We start from the raw sequence: 15,692 nt of genomic DNA, 5'->3' as shown, positions 1-15,692 counted from the left end.
ACACCTTCTTTCTTTTTAAATTACTCCAATATCTCTGTTAACTTAATTGATGTCGAAATCCCTGAATTAGGTCTGCACCTTCATGCTGAAAGAGATATTACCGTCCGATTCCCGTCACCTAATAAACGCCTGCATTACGTCTGCCGTAAAAAAAGGACGCAAAGCTATTCACGGTATTCTGCTGAATACGGACACTGACGTGACGGACATAACCGTGATAACCCGCTGGGCCGTTCAGGGTGAGGTGTCCGTGCACCGCGTGCATATGCACATCGTCGGCGATGACGATGCAGTAACGGACGTTATTCACTTGTGGAGCGGCGTTTTCAACACCCCCCTTCCGGGATAAAACCCCGGCTGAGGCCAGAAACTGGATACCGGCATCCTGTCAGCCCCGCCTGACCGTGAACGCTGGCGACAGGCCGTCCGCACGCGAACCGGCTATCTGGCGTCGTGCCGATCCGGCCGGGATTATCCGACAGCAGACCGAATACTATACCGCCGCTACCGTAGAGCCTGAACGCCTGCTTTCTCCTGTGCGTAGCAATAACCGGTTACCGGCACTGGAAGACGCGTTTGACTGCAAAGTACGGGAATGTTCGGACACGCTGCGCGTCCTGTATCCCTTCCCGGGCGTAACCGTTTGCCCACTGACGGAGCATGAGGAGCTTATTGAAAACGACCTGAAAGAGATCGGAAAGCTCGATGCGTTTACTTCGATCATTCAGCCCGTTCTGCAGGAAGTTCGCACGGTGTGTCCGGTGTTTTTCACCAACACGACCAACCTGATGAACTACATCCGAAGATTTTCCACGCGTTTTAGCGCGCTGAGTGACGCCGATCAGCAGTTTGTTGAAGACCAGATTAATCAGCCATTGTTTCAGGTTTCAGTCAGCTGAGACCGCCCGCCGCACAGCCTGACGCGCCCTGCGTCTGGCGGAGGAGGCGGAACATCACGTCAGCCCATCCGGGCACGTTCGCACCGTAAGTAAACCCCGCGCAGCTTTCTGCCTGGCTTTCGCCTGCCCGCAGCCCTGCGCGCCTGTCTCTGTTTCCACATAAAGGACTTTCAATGAGCCTCAACGCCCGCGACTTTACCCAGGGCGGCCAGGTGATGAAATACATGATCGGCATGTTTGTGCAGATCATGAATATCGCCTCCTACTGGGTCGTGCTGTTTTCTGCACTGGTATTTTTCAGTTGGATGCTGCTGCGCCTTACGATGCAGGAGTTCATTCACGGCAGCGCCTACTGGCTGGTTAAGTGGTTTGTCATGCCACTGTCGAAATTCTCTGGCGGTAATTCTAAAAGCGGCTGGACCTTTCATTTCCAGCGGCCGGACGGTGAAGTGGTAGCGTTCAAACACACTGCTCAGCAGGTGATGAATGATCCGTACTTTGTGCAGATGGGTGAGAGCGTTAAAGACGCCGCGTTTTACGGGTGGGGGGATTGCAACGTTCTGCTTTGTTGCATCCATCCTCGCTATTACCTGGTTCCTTGGCAACAAAGGTGCGAAACAGCGTGAGAGCGAGCTTACTGGCGGTCGCATTCTTGCGACAAGCCCTGCTGTCGTAAACCGCCTTCTCAAAAAGGCTGGCGTGATGTCGCCGCTCAGCATCTGCGGTTTGCATATCGTCAAAGACTCAGAGATGCAGAACTTTGGCTTTCACGGCACCGTCGGGTCAGGTAAGAGTACAGCACTGAACGATCTGCTGCGCCAACTGCGCGAGCGCGGTGATCGCGTCATTCTCTATGACAAAGGTAACAACTTTATCCCGACCTTTTTCCGTCAGGATAAAGACAAGATCCTCAATCCATTTGACGTGCGCTGTCCGTTCTGGGACCTGTGGGAAGAGTGCCGGACGGTGGGTGACTTTGAAAACTTCGCCACCTCGCTGTTGCCCGACAGCAGCGGCAGCAGCGATCCGTTCTGGGTCCTCTCAGCCCGTTCGCTGTTTGTGGCCACCGCGCGGCGCATGGCCCGCGAAAAGAACCGCAGCATCGGTGAGCTGCTGAAAAAACTCATGTCCATCAGCCTGGCGGACCTTCGCCAGTTTCTTGAGGGTACGGACGCGGCTAACCTGGTTGACGGCAGTATCGAGAAAACCGCGATGACCATCCGCACCATTCTCACCACCTACGTTCGCTCACTGCGCTACCTGCAGGGACTGGATGAACAGGGCCGACGCCCGTTCAACATTCGCGACTGGCTGCATACCGAGGATGCGAGCGGTGATAACCCGTGGATTTTTATTTCCAGCGACGGCCAGAACCACAATGCGCTGAAGCCGCTTCTGAGCGCGTGGCTCTACATGACCATGTCCGGGATTCTCGGCCTGAAGGCCGACCGCAACCGTCGCATCTGGATCTTCCTGGACGAGCTGCCGTCCCTGCACAAGCTGCCCATTCTGCCGGAGTTCTGCGCCGAGGGCCGTAAGTTCGGTGGCTGTACCGTTGCCGGCCTGCAGAACTTCCCGCAGCTGGAAGAAACATACGGAACCAACTCGGCTAAATCCATCTGGGACCTGCTGAACACCCGCGTCTTCTACCGCGCGCCCAGCGGCTCAATTGCGGACTGGGTACAGAAGGAAATCGGCGAACAGCGCCATAAGAAGTTCAAGGACCAGTACAGCTACGGCATCGACATCATCCGCGACGGCGTGCAGTTCTCCAAAGATGAGATTAACGAGTTCCTGGTCAGCTATTCCGACGTTCAAAGCCTCAATGACCTGGAGTGCTACATCACCCTGCCAGGTGAATGGCCGGTTGTTCGTATGAAGCTGCCCTGGAAGCCCTACAGGGAAATCGCGGAAGGCCGCATCCCCCCGGGACGTCGAAGACGTGTTTGATCCGGATATCGAGGCGACGCTGGCGGGCGAAGCCAGCGACAACCAGGCAGGCCAGATTGTCGGGCGGCTGTTTGGTGATGCGACTGAAGCGGAAACGCCTGCAGATGAGCAGAATGCCGGCAACGCCGGGGATACTGCGGGTGCGGAAAACACAGCGGCATCGGCAGCAGGTGCGACGGCACCCGTCGAAACGGCATCAGGTTCGTCAGCACAGTCAGCGCCGGATGAGGCCGGCGGACGCGTAACAGCACTACCGCCACCCGCAAATCCAGCCGTTCCTGCAGCACCAGCACCAGCGCCAGCCGCCGCGCCTCCTCCCACACAGCCCGCAGCGGAGAATTCTCTGCAGCAGGTGGACATTGTTAAACATCGCGACTTCGACCCTGACGATCGTTTCTGAGGTACATCATGCTGTCAGTCTCTTCAGTCAAAAACGCCGGCAAAGCCGGCGCTTACTACACCAATGAAGATAATTATTACTTCCTCGGGGAGCAGTCCACGGAGTGGTACGGCACAGGCGCAGAAAATCTGGGCCTTGAGGGCCCGGTTAACCGCGATACCTTCGTGGCAGTGCTGGAAGGCCAGCTGCCGGACGGCACCGACATGCGTCGCATGGAAGGTGGTGTCAACAAACACCGCCCGGGCTATGACCTGACCTTCTCCGCCCCTAAAAGCGCGTCTGTGCTCGCACTCGTGACTGGCGACACCTTCCTGGTGGACGCCCATAAAGAGGCGGTACGACGCACGCTGGACGAGGTGGAAAAGCTGGCGACCACGCGCACCATGACCGACGGCATCACTGAAATGGAGAAAACCGGCAACCTGGTGATCGCAACCTTCATGCACGATACCAGCCGCAATCTTGAACCTCAGATGCACACGCACGCCGTTGTCGCCAACGCTACGCTGTCAGAAAACGGCTGGAAAACCCTTTCCACTGACATCAACGGCAAACAGGGTTTTACGGACGTGGTGTGGAACGAGCAGGTCAGCATCGGTGCTCTCTATCGCGGCCATTACCGCTCCATCATTGAACCGGCGGGCTACCAGACGGAAGACACAGGGCCGCGCGGGGAGTGGGATATCACCGGTGTGCCGGTGAAGCCTTTTTCCTCGCGTCGCCAGGACATACTCGATCGGGTCGGCGAAAACGCGACGGCGAAGCAGAAGAGCATGGCCGCGCTGGATTCCCGACAGGCCAAGCACTTTGAAGACCCCGAAACCCTGCGTGAGCATTGGCAGTCGGTGCTGAAGGATACCGGGTTTGATGCGCAGACGTTCAGGGAAGAGCTGGCGGAGCGGCGTCAGCAGCGTGAAGCCGAAAGCGCCGGTCAGGAAAAAAAGCCGCCACGCCGCCGGTGCTGGAGGGCGCAGTGCGCGAGGCTATCGAGCGGCTGTCGTCTAAAAGCGTGCGCGTCACCTACGACGACGTGATGACCAGCGTGCTCAACCACATCCCGGTCGCCCCGGGTGTTTACGGGCAGACCCGCAGCGCCGTCGATAATGCCATCGGGCGCGGCCAGCTGATTGCCGTGGACAAGAACCAGACGCTGTTCACCACCGCAGCCCACGTCCGGGATGAAGCGCGGCTGGCGCAGCTGGCTGCCGGGCTCGCGGAGAAGCGCGGAGGGCTTGTGGCGCCAGCCGGTGAAAAGGGCGTGCTGGCCCAGGTGGCCGACGCGGACCGGGCAGTGTCGCTCATCGATGTACGCGGGGGGCACGCAGTTCGTCAGCGATCTCAACAGCAGCATCATGGGGATGGCCAAAGAGAGCGGGAGGCCGCTTGTTGTTGTGGCGGCCGACGGAGCCGCGCGCAAGCGCCAGCTGGCCACCTTCGGGGACAGGCCCGGGGTAACGCTCATGACTGCCGAAGAGATGACTGCGGCCGAATTGCCGGCGCGACCGCTGGTCCTGATTGCTGAGTCCGAGCGCTTTAACACCTCCGGTATGCACGACGTGCTGAAGACGGCGGCGCAGCACGATAGCACCACGCTGGTTACTGACACGCATGCGCGGCGTACGGCGGGCTTTGCCTCCGAGGTGCTGAGCAGTGCGGGGGTGAAGCAGTTCACCGCCACGCCTAAGACCGAGAACGTGCGCGTGACGATGGTGCAGAAGGACACCGTTGAAGACCGGCTCAGTGTGGCGGCGCGCTACTTCGCACATGAAAAGGCGCAGGGACGGGTTGTGTCGCTGCAGGCGGGCAACGCGCGCACACGCGACCAGCTCACGTCCCGGGCCCGTGAGGTCCTGACCGAAGAGGGACAGCTCGGGCGGGTGCTGGGCGAGGCCACGGTGCGGGTGCGGGTGTGGCTGGACGCGAGCAACCGCAACGACCGCAGCGTGTACCGCGCAGGCATGGTGCTGGAGCAGCACGAGGGGCAGGGTCAGAAGTCAGTGTTCACCATCACGGGGGTCAGCGAGCGTCACAACCTGCTGACCCTGAAAGATGAAAAGGGCCAGACGCAGGGGGTGAGCATCAGCAGCATCGACAGCCATTACCGGCTTTACCGGGAGAAAAAGCTGGAGCTGCGCGAGGGCGAGCAGCTGCGCGCAACGGCCGATATCGGCAGCCGCGCCAGCAGTGGCGAGCGGCTGATCGTCACCGGCGTGAAGGAAGGGCGCTGGCTTTTTAAAGACACCATCACGATGGAAAACTCAAAGGGCGATCGCGTGAAGCTCGACCGTAACGCGCCGCTCTACGCGGACTACGCCTACGCCGAATCTTTTGGCTCCACCCGACGCACAGAGGGAAGCGTGGTGGCGGTGCTGGCAGGCAAGGAGGTAAATGACGCGACCGTGAACATGCTGCGCCGCAGCGGCTCAGACGTGATCGCATTCACCCCGCTGGATGAGGCGACTATCGGCCGCCGGCTTGAGGAAAACCGGCCGGTTGTCAGCGTAACGAAGGGCATTAAGTCGCTATCGGGCGAAAGTGACCTGACCGACGCGCTGCGCGAGCTTGAGTCCCGGAAGATGTCCCAGCCGGAGCGCGCGATGAGGCTGGCCATCGAGAAAGCGACCGGCACCGACGTGACGTTCACGGGCGTCCGGGCGCTGGCCGGGGTGATAAACGCCGACCGCAGCATCACGCCGGCGCGCGCGGAGGAGGAGCTGTCACGGCTGGTGCAGCGCGGCGAGATTCTCGAACTCAGCGCGGAGCAGGGCGCGGCCGGGAAGTACATCTCCCGCGAGAACTTTGAGAACGAGGTGTCTATCCTGCGCCACGTCGCCGAAGGGAAAAACAGCGTTAAGCCGCTGCTGGCTGGCGGCCTGAGCGAGGAGAAGGCCGCGGGACTGACGGAGGGCCAGCGCGAAGCGGGCAACCTCATCCTGACCACCCGCGACCGCTTTACCGCCATCCAGGGCTACGCCGGGGTGGGGAAAACCACGCAGTTTCGCACCGTGGCGGCGGCGCTCGCCGCCGCAGAGGACGCGCCGGACATTCGCGGCCTTGCACCCACGCACCGGGCGGTCAGTGAGCTGTCCGGCGCGGGTATTCCGGCGCAGACCATTGCCAGCTTTCTCAGCGAGAGCAGCCAGTGGCAGGCAGCCGGGCAGGCGCGCGACTTTCGCAACACCGTGTTCGTTATCGACGAATCCTCCATGAACGGCAACGCCCAGATGGCCTCCCTGATGAACGTGATCGCCGAAGGAGGGGGCCGCGCGGTGCTGAGCGGTGACCAGGACCAGCTCAAGTCGCTGGAGTCCGGCGCACCGTTCGCGCTGGCGCTGGAGCGCAGCGCCGCCGACGTGGCGGTGATGAAGGAAATCGTCCGGCAGATCCCGGCGCTGAAGCCTGCCGTAGAGGCTGTCATCGCCGGTAACGTACGGGAGGCGGTGCGCATCTCGGCGGAAACCAGCCCGCAGAGCGTGCCGCGCCAGCCGGGCGCATACGTTCCGGAGAGCAGCGCAATGGACGGCAAGAGCCTGGCGCAGGCAGGGCCTGCAGGCGCAGGCGGGGAGGCCGAAAAACCTGATCTGACCGGCATGATTGCCGACGACTACGCCGGCCGGACGCCGGAGGCGCGTGACAACACGCTTATCGTGGCGGAGCTGAACGCCGACCGCGAGGCTATAAACGACGCGGTTCACGCGCGACTTCAGGATCAGGGCGCGCTGGGTGACGGTGTCACGGTGCCGCTGCTGGTGCGCGTGAATAACAGTAACGCCGATCTGGGCCGTCAGACGTTCTGGGAAGAGCAGGCAGGCAACGTGGTACGCCGGGGCGAGCAGTATTACCGGGTCGGCGAAACCGACGCGGAGAGCGGCGTGGTGCGTATGGCCGGGCTGGACGGTACAGCAGACCGCTGGATCCGACCCGCCGAGTTGCGCAAGGAGGAGGTAGCCGTATTTAAGGAAGTGCAGCGGGAAATCAGCCCCGGCGAAAAAATCCGCCTGACGGCAACGGACCGTGACCGCAACCTGCGCGCCAGCGACATGGGAGTGGTCACCGGCGTAACGGAAGACGGAAAAATCACGCTCGATACCGGTGATCGCCAGCTCTCTTTCGATCCAGCCGGGCAGTACGCCGACCGCCACATGGACTATGGCTATGCCGTAACGACCTACAGCTCACAGGGCGCGTCGGTGAAGTACCTGATTGGCCTGTTTGGTGAGGAGGGTGCACGGAAGATGATGGCCGCACTGGACAGCACCTACGTGCAGCTTTCCAGGGCAAAAGAGCACGTTCAGACCTACTTCGACAACATGTCCGGGTGGGCCAGTCGGGTGGAGAGTAAAAGCGGCCGGCGACAGACGGTGCACGACGTGCTTATGCGTGCGGAGGACGTACGGGCAGGTCGGGAAATACAGGCGTGGGATAAGAGCCTGCCGGTGTCCGGTACACGTCTGGCAGACCGGGTCGATCAGGACCTGACGGCGGACGCACGGTTTATGGCGGGGAAAACGCCGGAGATGCTCTGGCCGGTCATTAACGAGCACGGCCGGCAGCGCGGAAACTGGCACGTTCCGGTGTCGCCCTCAAGCGGGGAGGTAAATTTTTCAGCCGCCCACTATGAAGGGGCCGCGGACGGCAGCCGTATTGTTCTGCAGCGCGGAGAAAAGCACGGAAAGGTGCTGGAAGCCGCGGACGTAGCGGAGGCGCTCCAGCTGATGAAGGACAACCCGGACAGTCCGGTAGTCCTCTCTGCTGACCACAGTGAACGTTCAGGCGATAAAGGCGCTCCTGCAGAAGCAGCAACGGCCACATCGGGCGGTGAGGAGCTGGACCGCCGTGAAGCCGAGGCGCTGGAGAAAGCTGTCAGGGCCGCACATGGAGAGGAGGAGAAAGAGCCGGAACCTGTCGTGCAGGATGACGCGCGAAGCGCCCCGGATGACAGGGAAAGTGAACGCGAGGCGGCGCTGGCGGCGGCGCTTGAAGAGCTGCAGGAAGAGGAGGCATTTGATTACCGCGACTACGACCTGTCGCCGGAGCGGGAGGAGCGCTCCGCAATGATGAACGATGAAGTCAATGTAATGCGCCACGAGCGCAGTGAACCTGAGCCGGAGTTTGGCCATAAACCTCAAAAAACCCTGGAGTAGCCCTATGACATTACTTCTGATTGCGACCACCGTGGCCGTTTCCCTGATGATGCTGGCGGCCTGGATGCCTGAGTTCAGATCAAAAGGCGCACTGCTTCGCCGCTGGAGTAAAGGGGGGCGGAGAGCCTCGCTGCAGTGAAGCTGTGCAGAGCATAGTAGACGCGTTCATTCAGGATTTTTCTGACACACATATTCTGAGCGATGCCGAAACAGCGCGCATCCGGGATATGAAAACCCGCCCGGGCATGATGCCGGTGACCCTGTTGCTGCATCCGCAGCTGGTGACACGGGAAAAAGGACGCTTTGCTCGCGGGCGAAACCTTACCGCCGTGTTTGTGGCTACAGGCATAAGCGCGCTTATCATGCCGCCGCTGGCGGGTATGGCCATGCACAATATGAGCCTGTGGCTGCTGCCCTTTCTGAATACGGCGGTATTTTTTGCCGGCCTTCAGCTGCTGCGTTACGCGTATTCCGACCTGGTCCTGCTGAACGTGCTGGTTGCCGGCAAGGCAGACTGAACAAACGGCCTGCCGCCCTGCGGTTGGCCGGTCCCTCGCGTCCAGGATTGAAAATCCCGCACGCTCACGACCCCCGGAGAACCCTCATGAAAGTCATTCTTGTGCCACTGCTCCTGAGCAGTCTGACGCTACTGTCGCCTGCCGGGCACGCCAGCGGCGCGCCCGGCGTCAGCGTCGGTTTTTCCCCGGAAGGCAGCGCTGAAGCACTGGTGCTCGGCGTCATTGACCGCGCCAAGGCCGAAATCCGGCTTGCCGGCTACAGCTTCACGTCCCCTGATGTGGCGACTGCTCTGGTCAGGGCAAAAGCGCGCGGCGTTGACGTTCGCGTGGTGCTTGATGAAAAGGCGAACCAGAATCGCAAAAGCCAGGTGGCCATAAACGTGCTTACGGCGCGTGACATTCCTGTCCGACTGAATGGCCGGTATGCAGCCCTGCACGACAAATTTATCATTGCCGACGGGCGCACGGTCGAAACCGGCAGCGTCAACTACACCCGCGCGGGCGCCCGGTACAACAGCGAAAACGCGCTGGTCATCGAAGGTATGCCGGAACTTGCCGATCGTTATCTTCAGCACTGGCAATCCCGCTGGGACGCCGGAACAGACTACCGACTGCCGTACTGACAGCCGCAGCTTATCGTCCGTAACGCCGGAGCAGTCAGTTCGCCAGCTGCTGCTCAGGTATCACAAAGAAAGGGCATTACTGATTTGGCTTATGGTATTCTGCGGAAAGTCTTATTTTGCAGCAGGGTACGAGCATGAGCCCCCGTGATTCAGTAACATCAGCCCCCGCAAAGAAACTCACCCGCAGCCGGCAGAATCCCACATCTGACAATGAGCGAGCAAAAGCTTACCAGGCCAGAAAACGGGAAACTCATAAAGAGATAAAAGTCTTTATCAGAGCTGAGATTAAACAGGCGCTGATAAAGCTCTGCGAAGCTGATGGCCTGACGCAGGCAGAGGTTCTTGAACGTCTTATCGAGAACGAAACCGGGCGTAGAAAATAGGATGTGAAGGGTTCACTTTATTGCTGAACGCTTCATCAGGTGATAGATTACGGACAGTTAAGAATTTATGGCTGGCCACGCCGTAAGGTGGCAGGGATCTGAGGCGGTATGACCAAATCAGAAAAGTAAAAACCCCGCTAATCCCTTGAGTTTGGCGACCACAGGATTAACGGGGTTTCAGTATCGTTCTGCACAGGATTATTGCCCTGTGCAGGGAGTATAGATTTATGGCCAGAAAAAGACAATCCGTTCTGGGCTTACTCCGCCTGCGCAATATAAGCGCAGGCAGGCATGTTTAAGCAGATACCCTTCACTACATCATCACGACCTGACAAACGCCACCGTGGCGATCATTCCACTGCCTGCAAATGCTCTAATCCGGAGTGGTTTGCACCGAAAAATTACAGACGTCTTCCCGGTCAGATGGGGCACGCCATGAGCCGGCTTGTAGCCAAAGACAAGCGCACAGGCAAAATGACGCTGCGCCAGCGCATGTCCCGGCATCCCTATTTTGTCCACCTTCGTGATGCTGCAGGCCGGAAACGTGATTTCCGGCCTGAAAAGCAGGCGCTGTATGACGCAATGTGGCCGCTGTGCGTGCAGCGCGCAGATTTGGCCACGTCAGTGGTCACCTTTAACGGCAGCAAACTGGCTGATGAGCTGAGCCCGAAAGATGAAAATGGCGACGTCATTCCGGAAACTCGCGTTGAACCCAGCCGGATATCCCGCCTGTTTGAAGAATGGGAGCGCTACGGCCTGATAGAGCGTCCAGATCTGGAAATGGACCCGGTGACGGGTTACTGCATGCCGCGACATATCGTGCTGACCGATCAGTTCTGGCAGCTGTGCGGCATCGATATGAATAAGTTTCTCGCGGAGCGCAATGAGCGTCTCGCTGCTGAGGCTGATGGCATCATTGATCCAGGCACGCACGCCTCAGTACGCGCCGCCCGCCGCCGCTGGTATGAAAATATGCGCATGGCCACGCTGATAAGCCGTCGCGAAAAAGCTTCAAAGCAGAAGCGCCGCAAGCGCCTGAGTAAACTGCCGCTCGATGACAGGCGTAACGCGATGGCCAAGCTGCTGCGCACGCGTCCGGCTCACGTCTGGCGCAATCTTCCGACTGAAGACTTTGACCGCCTGGTCTGGAAGTGTCTGCGACAGCTGGAGCTGGGGCTCGACTATGAGCCCGTACTCCCTGAAATACCCGATATAGTCCACTGACACGACCTACCTTTTTAACCGCCTTGACTGGCGGTAAAGTCGTTTGTGCCGGGCACTGAACGCCCTTTTCTGCGCCGGCATTTCCTCGGAAATTCACGAATCGTGGCTGCAAAACAGCGTGCCGCTTTTTTTAACCACAGTTACCCGCAATTAATATCCGCAGGTTACAGGCAATCATAATCAGCGCTACGCGCAAAATAGTCCTGACTTACGTCAGAAAGAAATAATCAAAATAACTAATAAGGTTTTCATACCGGCATTTTGCGTGGATAAGTTTAATGCCTTCGCTTGCAGCGGCCGCACGCGACCGCGCCGCTCAGAATCAAAAGACTGAGGTAGCTCCCGCCGACAGACGGCGGGCAGAACACATTAGTTACAACACCCAATGGTAGCACTATTAACCCCGTTCCGGGCAGAACCGTATAACACGTGCCCCTCTCCAGCCAGACCTGAGCCGGACCTGAAACCCGGTTGCCCCCACTGAACAGCCGCCGCCGCCCGGCCCAAAGGGCCGGAACTGCAGTGGCTGATTAATGGGTGTTGTAACTATAGTTTTCGAGTGGCTATAAGTAGTGCTGCGGGTTCTTCCTTTCGTCTGCGACCGTCTAGCTTCTGTGCGCCTAAAAGGCCGCTGCTTCAACGGCGTCTAGCAGGGCATGGTTGGATTTGCGCGATATATTCGTCAGGAAGCGGCTGCGCCGCGCTACCGGCGCCGTTCAGCTGCGGGATAATATGTGGCTACAGTTGGCGCCTCCATCCCGCTATGCGGCATTAGGGGCCTACCAGCCAAAATAGTGGGCAGTTTGGATATCGAAAATTTTTGTACGTTTAGGCTGCCTTTTGACTAGTCGGGCGCATAGCCTAGCTTGTAATTGGGTCAGTGATGGCGACCTGAAGGGGGAGATCTGAAGCAACGCCATACTCAGCATCAGAACGTCCAGGTTAAATGCGACATTTTACACCGGGGTGAAGAGTCCTTGTTTCAGATCAAAAATGCTGCGATTTAAGATCTGCAATCACCACATATAGTCAATAGAATCTCATTAACACACTGCATGTTGATTACTTAACGGCTTTTGAATAAATGGGAATAGCGGATTTCGGGCGTAAAAAAAACCCGACTGGTGAGGCCGGGTTTTTTTTACTTTTCCGGTGCGGAGGTGGTGCTCTGACCGGAGGAGAACGCTCTACATCTAACGTGTTTAATTATATCCCTGGCGCAGTAGATTGCAACTTGTGCCAGTTGCACAGTGCACTACAACGCACTTGAAGGCACTGGACATACTCAGCGGTTTTAGTGGATTGATAGAGGAGGCGCGGTATAATCAGCAGGTTAGCTCTGTATTTCGCTCCTCCTGATTTAAGCCCTGCAACGGGTATGAAGGTTTTGTAAGTCCTGGCTGAAAAACAGGTGGTGCTGTTTCAGTGCTCTGGCAGGAGGAGAACGCTCTACATCTAACAATGAGAGAGCCGCGACCACAGGCAGTGTAAGAGTACGTCGCGGTGTTACTCCTCCGGGAAACTGGAGAAACGCATGATTGATAAAGCAATCATGGTTCTGAAAGCACTTATCGTGCTTCTGGAACTGATCCGTATCTTCTTCTGAAGATAGAGGAAACGTAGATAAGGCCGTGGGTTACCGCCCCACGGCCTTTAACAATTTAGATCCCTGATTTTAGTTTCGATACGGCAGGAAAGCCCTGCTAGCATGCACAGGGGATGAGTAAGATATGTTTTGGTAAAAACTGTAGCTGGCTTTAAATCAGCTATTCAAGACGCACGAAAGCTATTGCTTAATAGGCATTTACGAGTGTTTCAATCAGCTTAGTTTGATTAGCTATCTCTTCCTTAACTCCAGCCATACGCTCGTAAGCATTTCTTGCCTTTTCGTCCCTGGCTTTTTCTATCGTTTGATCATTTCCCATATAGTGTGCTGAATGTTCATTCGCTTTATCGAATTCACGTTCTACCTTGTCTAAATCTTCAATCAACTTCGACAGTTTTTCTTTGGCAGCATCAAGCTCAATCTTTTTTACTATTCATTTGAATTCCTGCATGAAATGAAGTTATGCCTGCTAATGTAAATAAGCTCTTTTAGCATAATTTTAGAGATTGGATTTATCATAGTCTCATTGAGATTTTATGGTGAAGACAAAAGCTGCGTACAGCTTAAAAGAAGCTAAGAGCATAGGCTTAGATGATGTTATCAGACAGCAATTTGTTTATCTCTTTAGCTTTCCCTACCCGAAAATCGAATGCGTGTGTACAGCCTTTAGCAGACAGAACGCGATACAGTTCGTAGATAAGATCCCGGTTAGGCCCTTCGCCAGTCTCAGCCTTTTCTAACGCCAGTGGTGAGGCGCTGACGAACACTACATGGTGCGGGCAATGAAGCTGCAGCACAGCATCAATCATGCCCTGAATCTGGCTGCGCTTATAAGTAGTGTCTTCGTAGTTAAAGATGAACGGCGTTTTCCGGGAGCCCTGTTCGATCAGTACGCGCGCGAAGCCAAGTCGAGTATGCGGGTCACCACTACCTGTTACGTATATTTGAGCTGTTTCCATTCCGACTAAACACTCCATACAAGTTATGTTGATTCATACCCTGAGCTGGGGAGGATCGTAAACGTCATTTTCATGCAGTCAGTTTGATAAAGGCGGTTACTTTCATAAGTAATCTCACTTTCATCCTAGTACAGCGGTTACTTTCATAAGGCAGACCTCAAAGGCGGTCACTTTCATAAATTTTCGCTCTCCAAAACACCATTTGGGCGGTTTTTGTGGAGCACACTGTGTCCCGTAGAGCCTTTCTTATGAAAGCACCCTACCTTACCGGCACTGATTTATGAAAGTACCCTACTCTGCGAGGAGGCCTTATGAAAGTACCCTACCCTGCGCAGCAGCCGTTATGAAAGTGACCGCTATTTTTTGGCTGCTCGTCCAATCGCCTGAAGTTTTGGCGAACGGCTATTGATAACAAACATGATTTCCCTGCCTTTTTTGTACTCAGTGACATCGAGATAACCAATCCTGACTAAGTCAGCCAGGGCGCGCCTGATAATGGCATTCTGATCCTTTATCTGCGATTCAAGAGCAAGGCGCTCACGAAAGCGTTTCATTGAGATATACAAAGGGCCTGCGGGCATACTTTCCAGGTACACATAGAGCGATTGCGCTGCTTCCTTCCTCGCCAGTTCTGAAAGCGCTTTTAAGCCGAGCAAAACCTTATGATCGTAACGATAAAGTTCCCATAGACTACTATCTCCGACAATTTCAACCTGGTCAGTTTCATAGTCAAGAACTGCTCGTTGAACGAGATGGGTCACAAGGGATTTTTTTGAATTTTTACCACGAAATGAGAGAGTTACACTGGAAAGATTAAAGAGAGAGTCATGCAAGCGTGCGCGGGCTCGTCCGTTGATATCCGTGGGTTTTAGACCGCACATTCGGGCGAACTCAGAGAAAGGTAACGTGATTTTTTCGCTGCTATAGCCATACTTTGAAAAGGCAGAAATTACGCCTATCCATGTTTTAAAATCAGTGGACATGCTTAGCTTTGCCCCCTGGATTTTAATATCGGTGTAACCTTCCTGTCTTGCTACTTCCAGACTTGATAGTTCTTCGGAAGCATCGATCAGGAAGTCGCGTTTACCCTTTTCTTTGGGTGCGACAGGTGTGAATACGCTGAGACGAAGTAGCGCGACAGGCTGAACAGATTTGTTGCTGTTTGGCGTCAGTTCATAACTTGTGTTGGACTCTTTTTTTAATGATGCAAAAAGGGCTTTCTATCTCACTGTTTTCCTGAATTTTTTCCATTTATCCACACCGAATGAGTAAATAACACCCAGATTTATGAAAGTAACCGCTTTTGGATTATGAAAGTAACCGCCTAATTTATGAAAGTAAACGCTTTTCTTATGAAAGTAACCGCTAAAATTATGAAAGTGACCGCCTTAAGTGATGTTTTTTATTTAACTATCAATCGGTTATAGAGATGGTGATCTCTATTGATCTCTACTTGATCTCTATATGATCTAAAAGAATTGATCTATCAACTGGATATGTGGATAAAAATTTTCTAACTCCCTTAATTTTAAGCATATTGGAGCTGAAATGGCTTTTCAGAATCCTGCACAAAACTTTGCAGAACAGCGACTGAATCTGGGTGATCTGGTCACGCTATCTCCTCATTCAACGTTCCTTGTGCGTAGCGACAGTAGTTATCCTGAAGCTGGAATTTTGCAGGGCTCAGTTCTGGCCATTGATCGTGCACTTACTCCACAACACAGGCACATCATTGTCGCTGAGGTTGAGGGTGAGCTTGTACTGCGCAGGCTTCTTATAAAACCTGTTCCAGCCCTTCAGGAGCTAAGCGGCGATGAAACCATTACTTTGCTCGATGAAAGTCAGGAACTGCCTGTCTGGGGCGTTGTAGCTTATGCACTTAATGACATTGCAGGATTGGGTTTTAACAATCCGTCTGGTGACTGACACTAATAAGCTATGAGGTTTACTATCTGTTATGAGTGACACTAAGCCGGAGATTAAAGA

General features: G+C 55.8%; 15 protein-coding genes and 1 pseudogene. 13 read left to right on the top strand and 3 right to left on the bottom strand.

The features are described 5' to 3' along the window. Positions 1-335: 335 nt before the first annotated feature. The 12 genes and pseudogenes from JNO11_RS24220 to repA (JNO11_RS24165) form a co-directional block, all read left to right on the top strand. Positions 336-899 (top strand): annotated as a pseudogene (locus JNO11_RS24220) (DUF6012 family protein); the annotation flags it as partial. Positions 900-1,072: 173 nt separating this feature from the next. Continuing rightward, the gene (locus tag JNO11_RS24215; RefSeq protein WP_325178079.1) at positions 1,073-1,525 is read left to right on the top strand and encodes a hypothetical protein; all 453 of its coding nucleotides are present in this window, start codon (positions 1,073-1,075) and stop codon (positions 1,523-1,525) included. Beyond that, positions 1,410-2,849 carry a type IV conjugative transfer system coupling protein TraD gene (gene traD / locus JNO11_RS24210; protein ID WP_325178078.1) on the top strand — a complete coding sequence of 480 codons (1,440 nt, stop codon included), beginning with the start codon at positions 1,410-1,412 and terminating at the stop codon, positions 2,847-2,849. Before JNO11_RS24215 ends, traD begins: the two co-directional genes overlap by 116 nt. Continuing rightward, complete coding sequence (locus JNO11_RS24205) at positions 2,842-3,249, top strand: hypothetical protein (RefSeq protein ID WP_325178077.1); 408 nt, start codon at positions 2,842-2,844, stop codon at positions 3,247-3,249. Before traD ends, JNO11_RS24205 begins: the two co-directional genes overlap by 8 nt. An 8-nt stretch (positions 3,250-3,257) precedes the next feature. Beyond that, on the top strand, positions 3,258-4,283 hold the full coding sequence (gene mobF / locus JNO11_RS24200) for a MobF family relaxase (RefSeq protein WP_325178076.1): 1,026 nt from the start codon (positions 3,258-3,260) through the stop codon (positions 4,281-4,283). Then, positions 4,223-4,771, top strand: a complete 549-nt coding sequence (locus tag JNO11_RS24195) for a hypothetical protein (RefSeq protein ID WP_325178134.1) — start codon at positions 4,223-4,225, stop codon at positions 4,769-4,771. The genes mobF and JNO11_RS24195 overlap by 61 nt, the downstream gene beginning before the upstream one ends. After that, the gene (locus tag JNO11_RS24190; protein WP_325178130.1) at positions 4,710-8,393 is read left to right on the top strand and encodes an AAA family ATPase; all 3,684 of its coding nucleotides are present in this window, start codon (positions 4,710-4,712) and stop codon (positions 8,391-8,393) included. The genes JNO11_RS24195 and JNO11_RS24190 overlap by 62 nt, the downstream gene beginning before the upstream one ends. A gap of 4 nt (positions 8,394-8,397) precedes the next feature. Next, positions 8,398-8,532: a hypothetical protein gene (locus JNO11_RS24185; RefSeq protein WP_325178075.1), complete on the top strand. Its 135-nt coding sequence runs from the start codon at positions 8,398-8,400 to the stop codon at positions 8,530-8,532. 88 nt (positions 8,533-8,620) lie between these two features. After that, complete coding sequence (locus JNO11_RS24180) at positions 8,621-8,911, top strand: hypothetical protein (RefSeq protein ID WP_325178074.1); 291 nt, start codon at positions 8,621-8,623, stop codon at positions 8,909-8,911. 86 nt (positions 8,912-8,997) lie between these two features. Next, positions 8,998-9,534: a phospholipase D family protein gene (locus JNO11_RS24175; protein ID WP_039390287.1), complete on the top strand. Its 537-nt coding sequence runs from the start codon at positions 8,998-9,000 to the stop codon at positions 9,532-9,534. Positions 9,535-9,668: 134 nt separating this feature from the next. After that, positions 9,669-9,917: a replication regulatory protein RepA gene (gene repA / locus JNO11_RS24170; RefSeq protein ID WP_039390291.1), complete on the top strand. Its 249-nt coding sequence runs from the start codon at positions 9,669-9,671 to the stop codon at positions 9,915-9,917. 291 nt (positions 9,918-10,208) lie between these two features. Next, positions 10,209-11,141, top strand: coding sequence for a plasmid replication initiator RepA (gene repA, locus JNO11_RS24165; protein ID WP_325178073.1), 933 nt, complete (start codon positions 10,209-10,211; stop codon positions 11,139-11,141). Positions 11,142-12,934: 1,793 nt separating this feature from the next. Here repA (JNO11_RS24165) and JNO11_RS24160 read toward each other — a convergent pair. From JNO11_RS24160 to JNO11_RS24150, 3 genes are all read right to left on the bottom strand, one after another. Next, the gene (locus JNO11_RS24160; RefSeq protein ID WP_325178072.1) at positions 12,935-13,132 is read right to left on the bottom strand and encodes a hypothetical protein; all 198 of its coding nucleotides are present in this window, start codon (positions 13,130-13,132) and stop codon (positions 12,935-12,937) included. 202 nt (positions 13,133-13,334) lie between these two features. Continuing rightward, a complete protein-coding gene (locus JNO11_RS24155; RefSeq protein WP_325178071.1) occupies positions 13,335-13,706 on the bottom strand; it encodes a hypothetical protein in 372 nt (123 codons plus the stop codon). Between the two features lie 356 nt (positions 13,707-14,062). Continuing rightward, a complete protein-coding gene (locus tag JNO11_RS24150) occupies positions 14,063-14,878 on the bottom strand; it encodes a RepB family plasmid replication initiator protein (protein ID WP_325178129.1) in 816 nt (271 codons plus the stop codon). A gap of 376 nt (positions 14,879-15,254) precedes the next feature. Between JNO11_RS24150 and JNO11_RS24145 the strand changes: the two genes are divergently transcribed. After that, the gene (locus JNO11_RS24145) at positions 15,255-15,632 is read left to right on the top strand and encodes a S24 family peptidase (protein ID WP_325178070.1); all 378 of its coding nucleotides are present in this window, start codon (positions 15,255-15,257) and stop codon (positions 15,630-15,632) included. Positions 15,633-15,692 lie beyond the last annotated feature (60 nt).

Source organism: Pantoea sp. 1B4, assembly GCF_016925765.1.
Lineage (GTDB): Bacteria > Pseudomonadota > Gammaproteobacteria > Enterobacterales > Enterobacteriaceae > Pantoea > Pantoea agglomerans.
The sequence above is the reverse complement of the archived record's forward strand: the minus strand, read 5'-3'. Positions and strand labels throughout refer to the sequence as shown.

Excerpts from the sequence above, each read along its gene's own strand:
- JNO11_RS24190 (WP_325178130.1), top strand. The coding sequence starts at position 4,710 with ATGACTGCCGAAGAGATGACTGCGGCCGAATTGCCGGCGCGACCGCTG.
- repA (WP_325178073.1), top strand. The coding sequence starts at position 10,209 with ATGTTTAAGCAGATACCCTTCACTACATCATCACGACCTGACAAACGC.
- mobF (WP_325178076.1), top strand. The coding sequence starts at position 3,258 with ATGCTGTCAGTCTCTTCAGTCAAAAACGCCGGCAAAGCCGGCGCTTAC.
- JNO11_RS24185 (WP_325178075.1), top strand. The coding sequence starts at position 8,398 with ATGACATTACTTCTGATTGCGACCACCGTGGCCGTTTCCCTGATGATG.
- JNO11_RS24145 (WP_325178070.1), top strand. The coding sequence starts at position 15,255 with ATGGCTTTTCAGAATCCTGCACAAAACTTTGCAGAACAGCGACTGAAT.
- JNO11_RS24155 (WP_325178071.1), bottom strand. The coding sequence starts at position 13,706 with ATGGAAACAGCTCAAATATACGTAACAGGTAGTGGTGACCCGCATACT.
- JNO11_RS24215 (WP_325178079.1), top strand. The coding sequence starts at position 1,073 with ATGAGCCTCAACGCCCGCGACTTTACCCAGGGCGGCCAGGTGATGAAA.
- repA (WP_039390291.1), top strand. The coding sequence starts at position 9,669 with ATGAGCCCCCGTGATTCAGTAACATCAGCCCCCGCAAAGAAACTCACC.
- JNO11_RS24175 (WP_039390287.1), top strand. The coding sequence starts at position 8,998 with ATGAAAGTCATTCTTGTGCCACTGCTCCTGAGCAGTCTGACGCTACTG.
- JNO11_RS24180 (WP_325178074.1), top strand. The coding sequence starts at position 8,621 with ATGAAAACCCGCCCGGGCATGATGCCGGTGACCCTGTTGCTGCATCCG.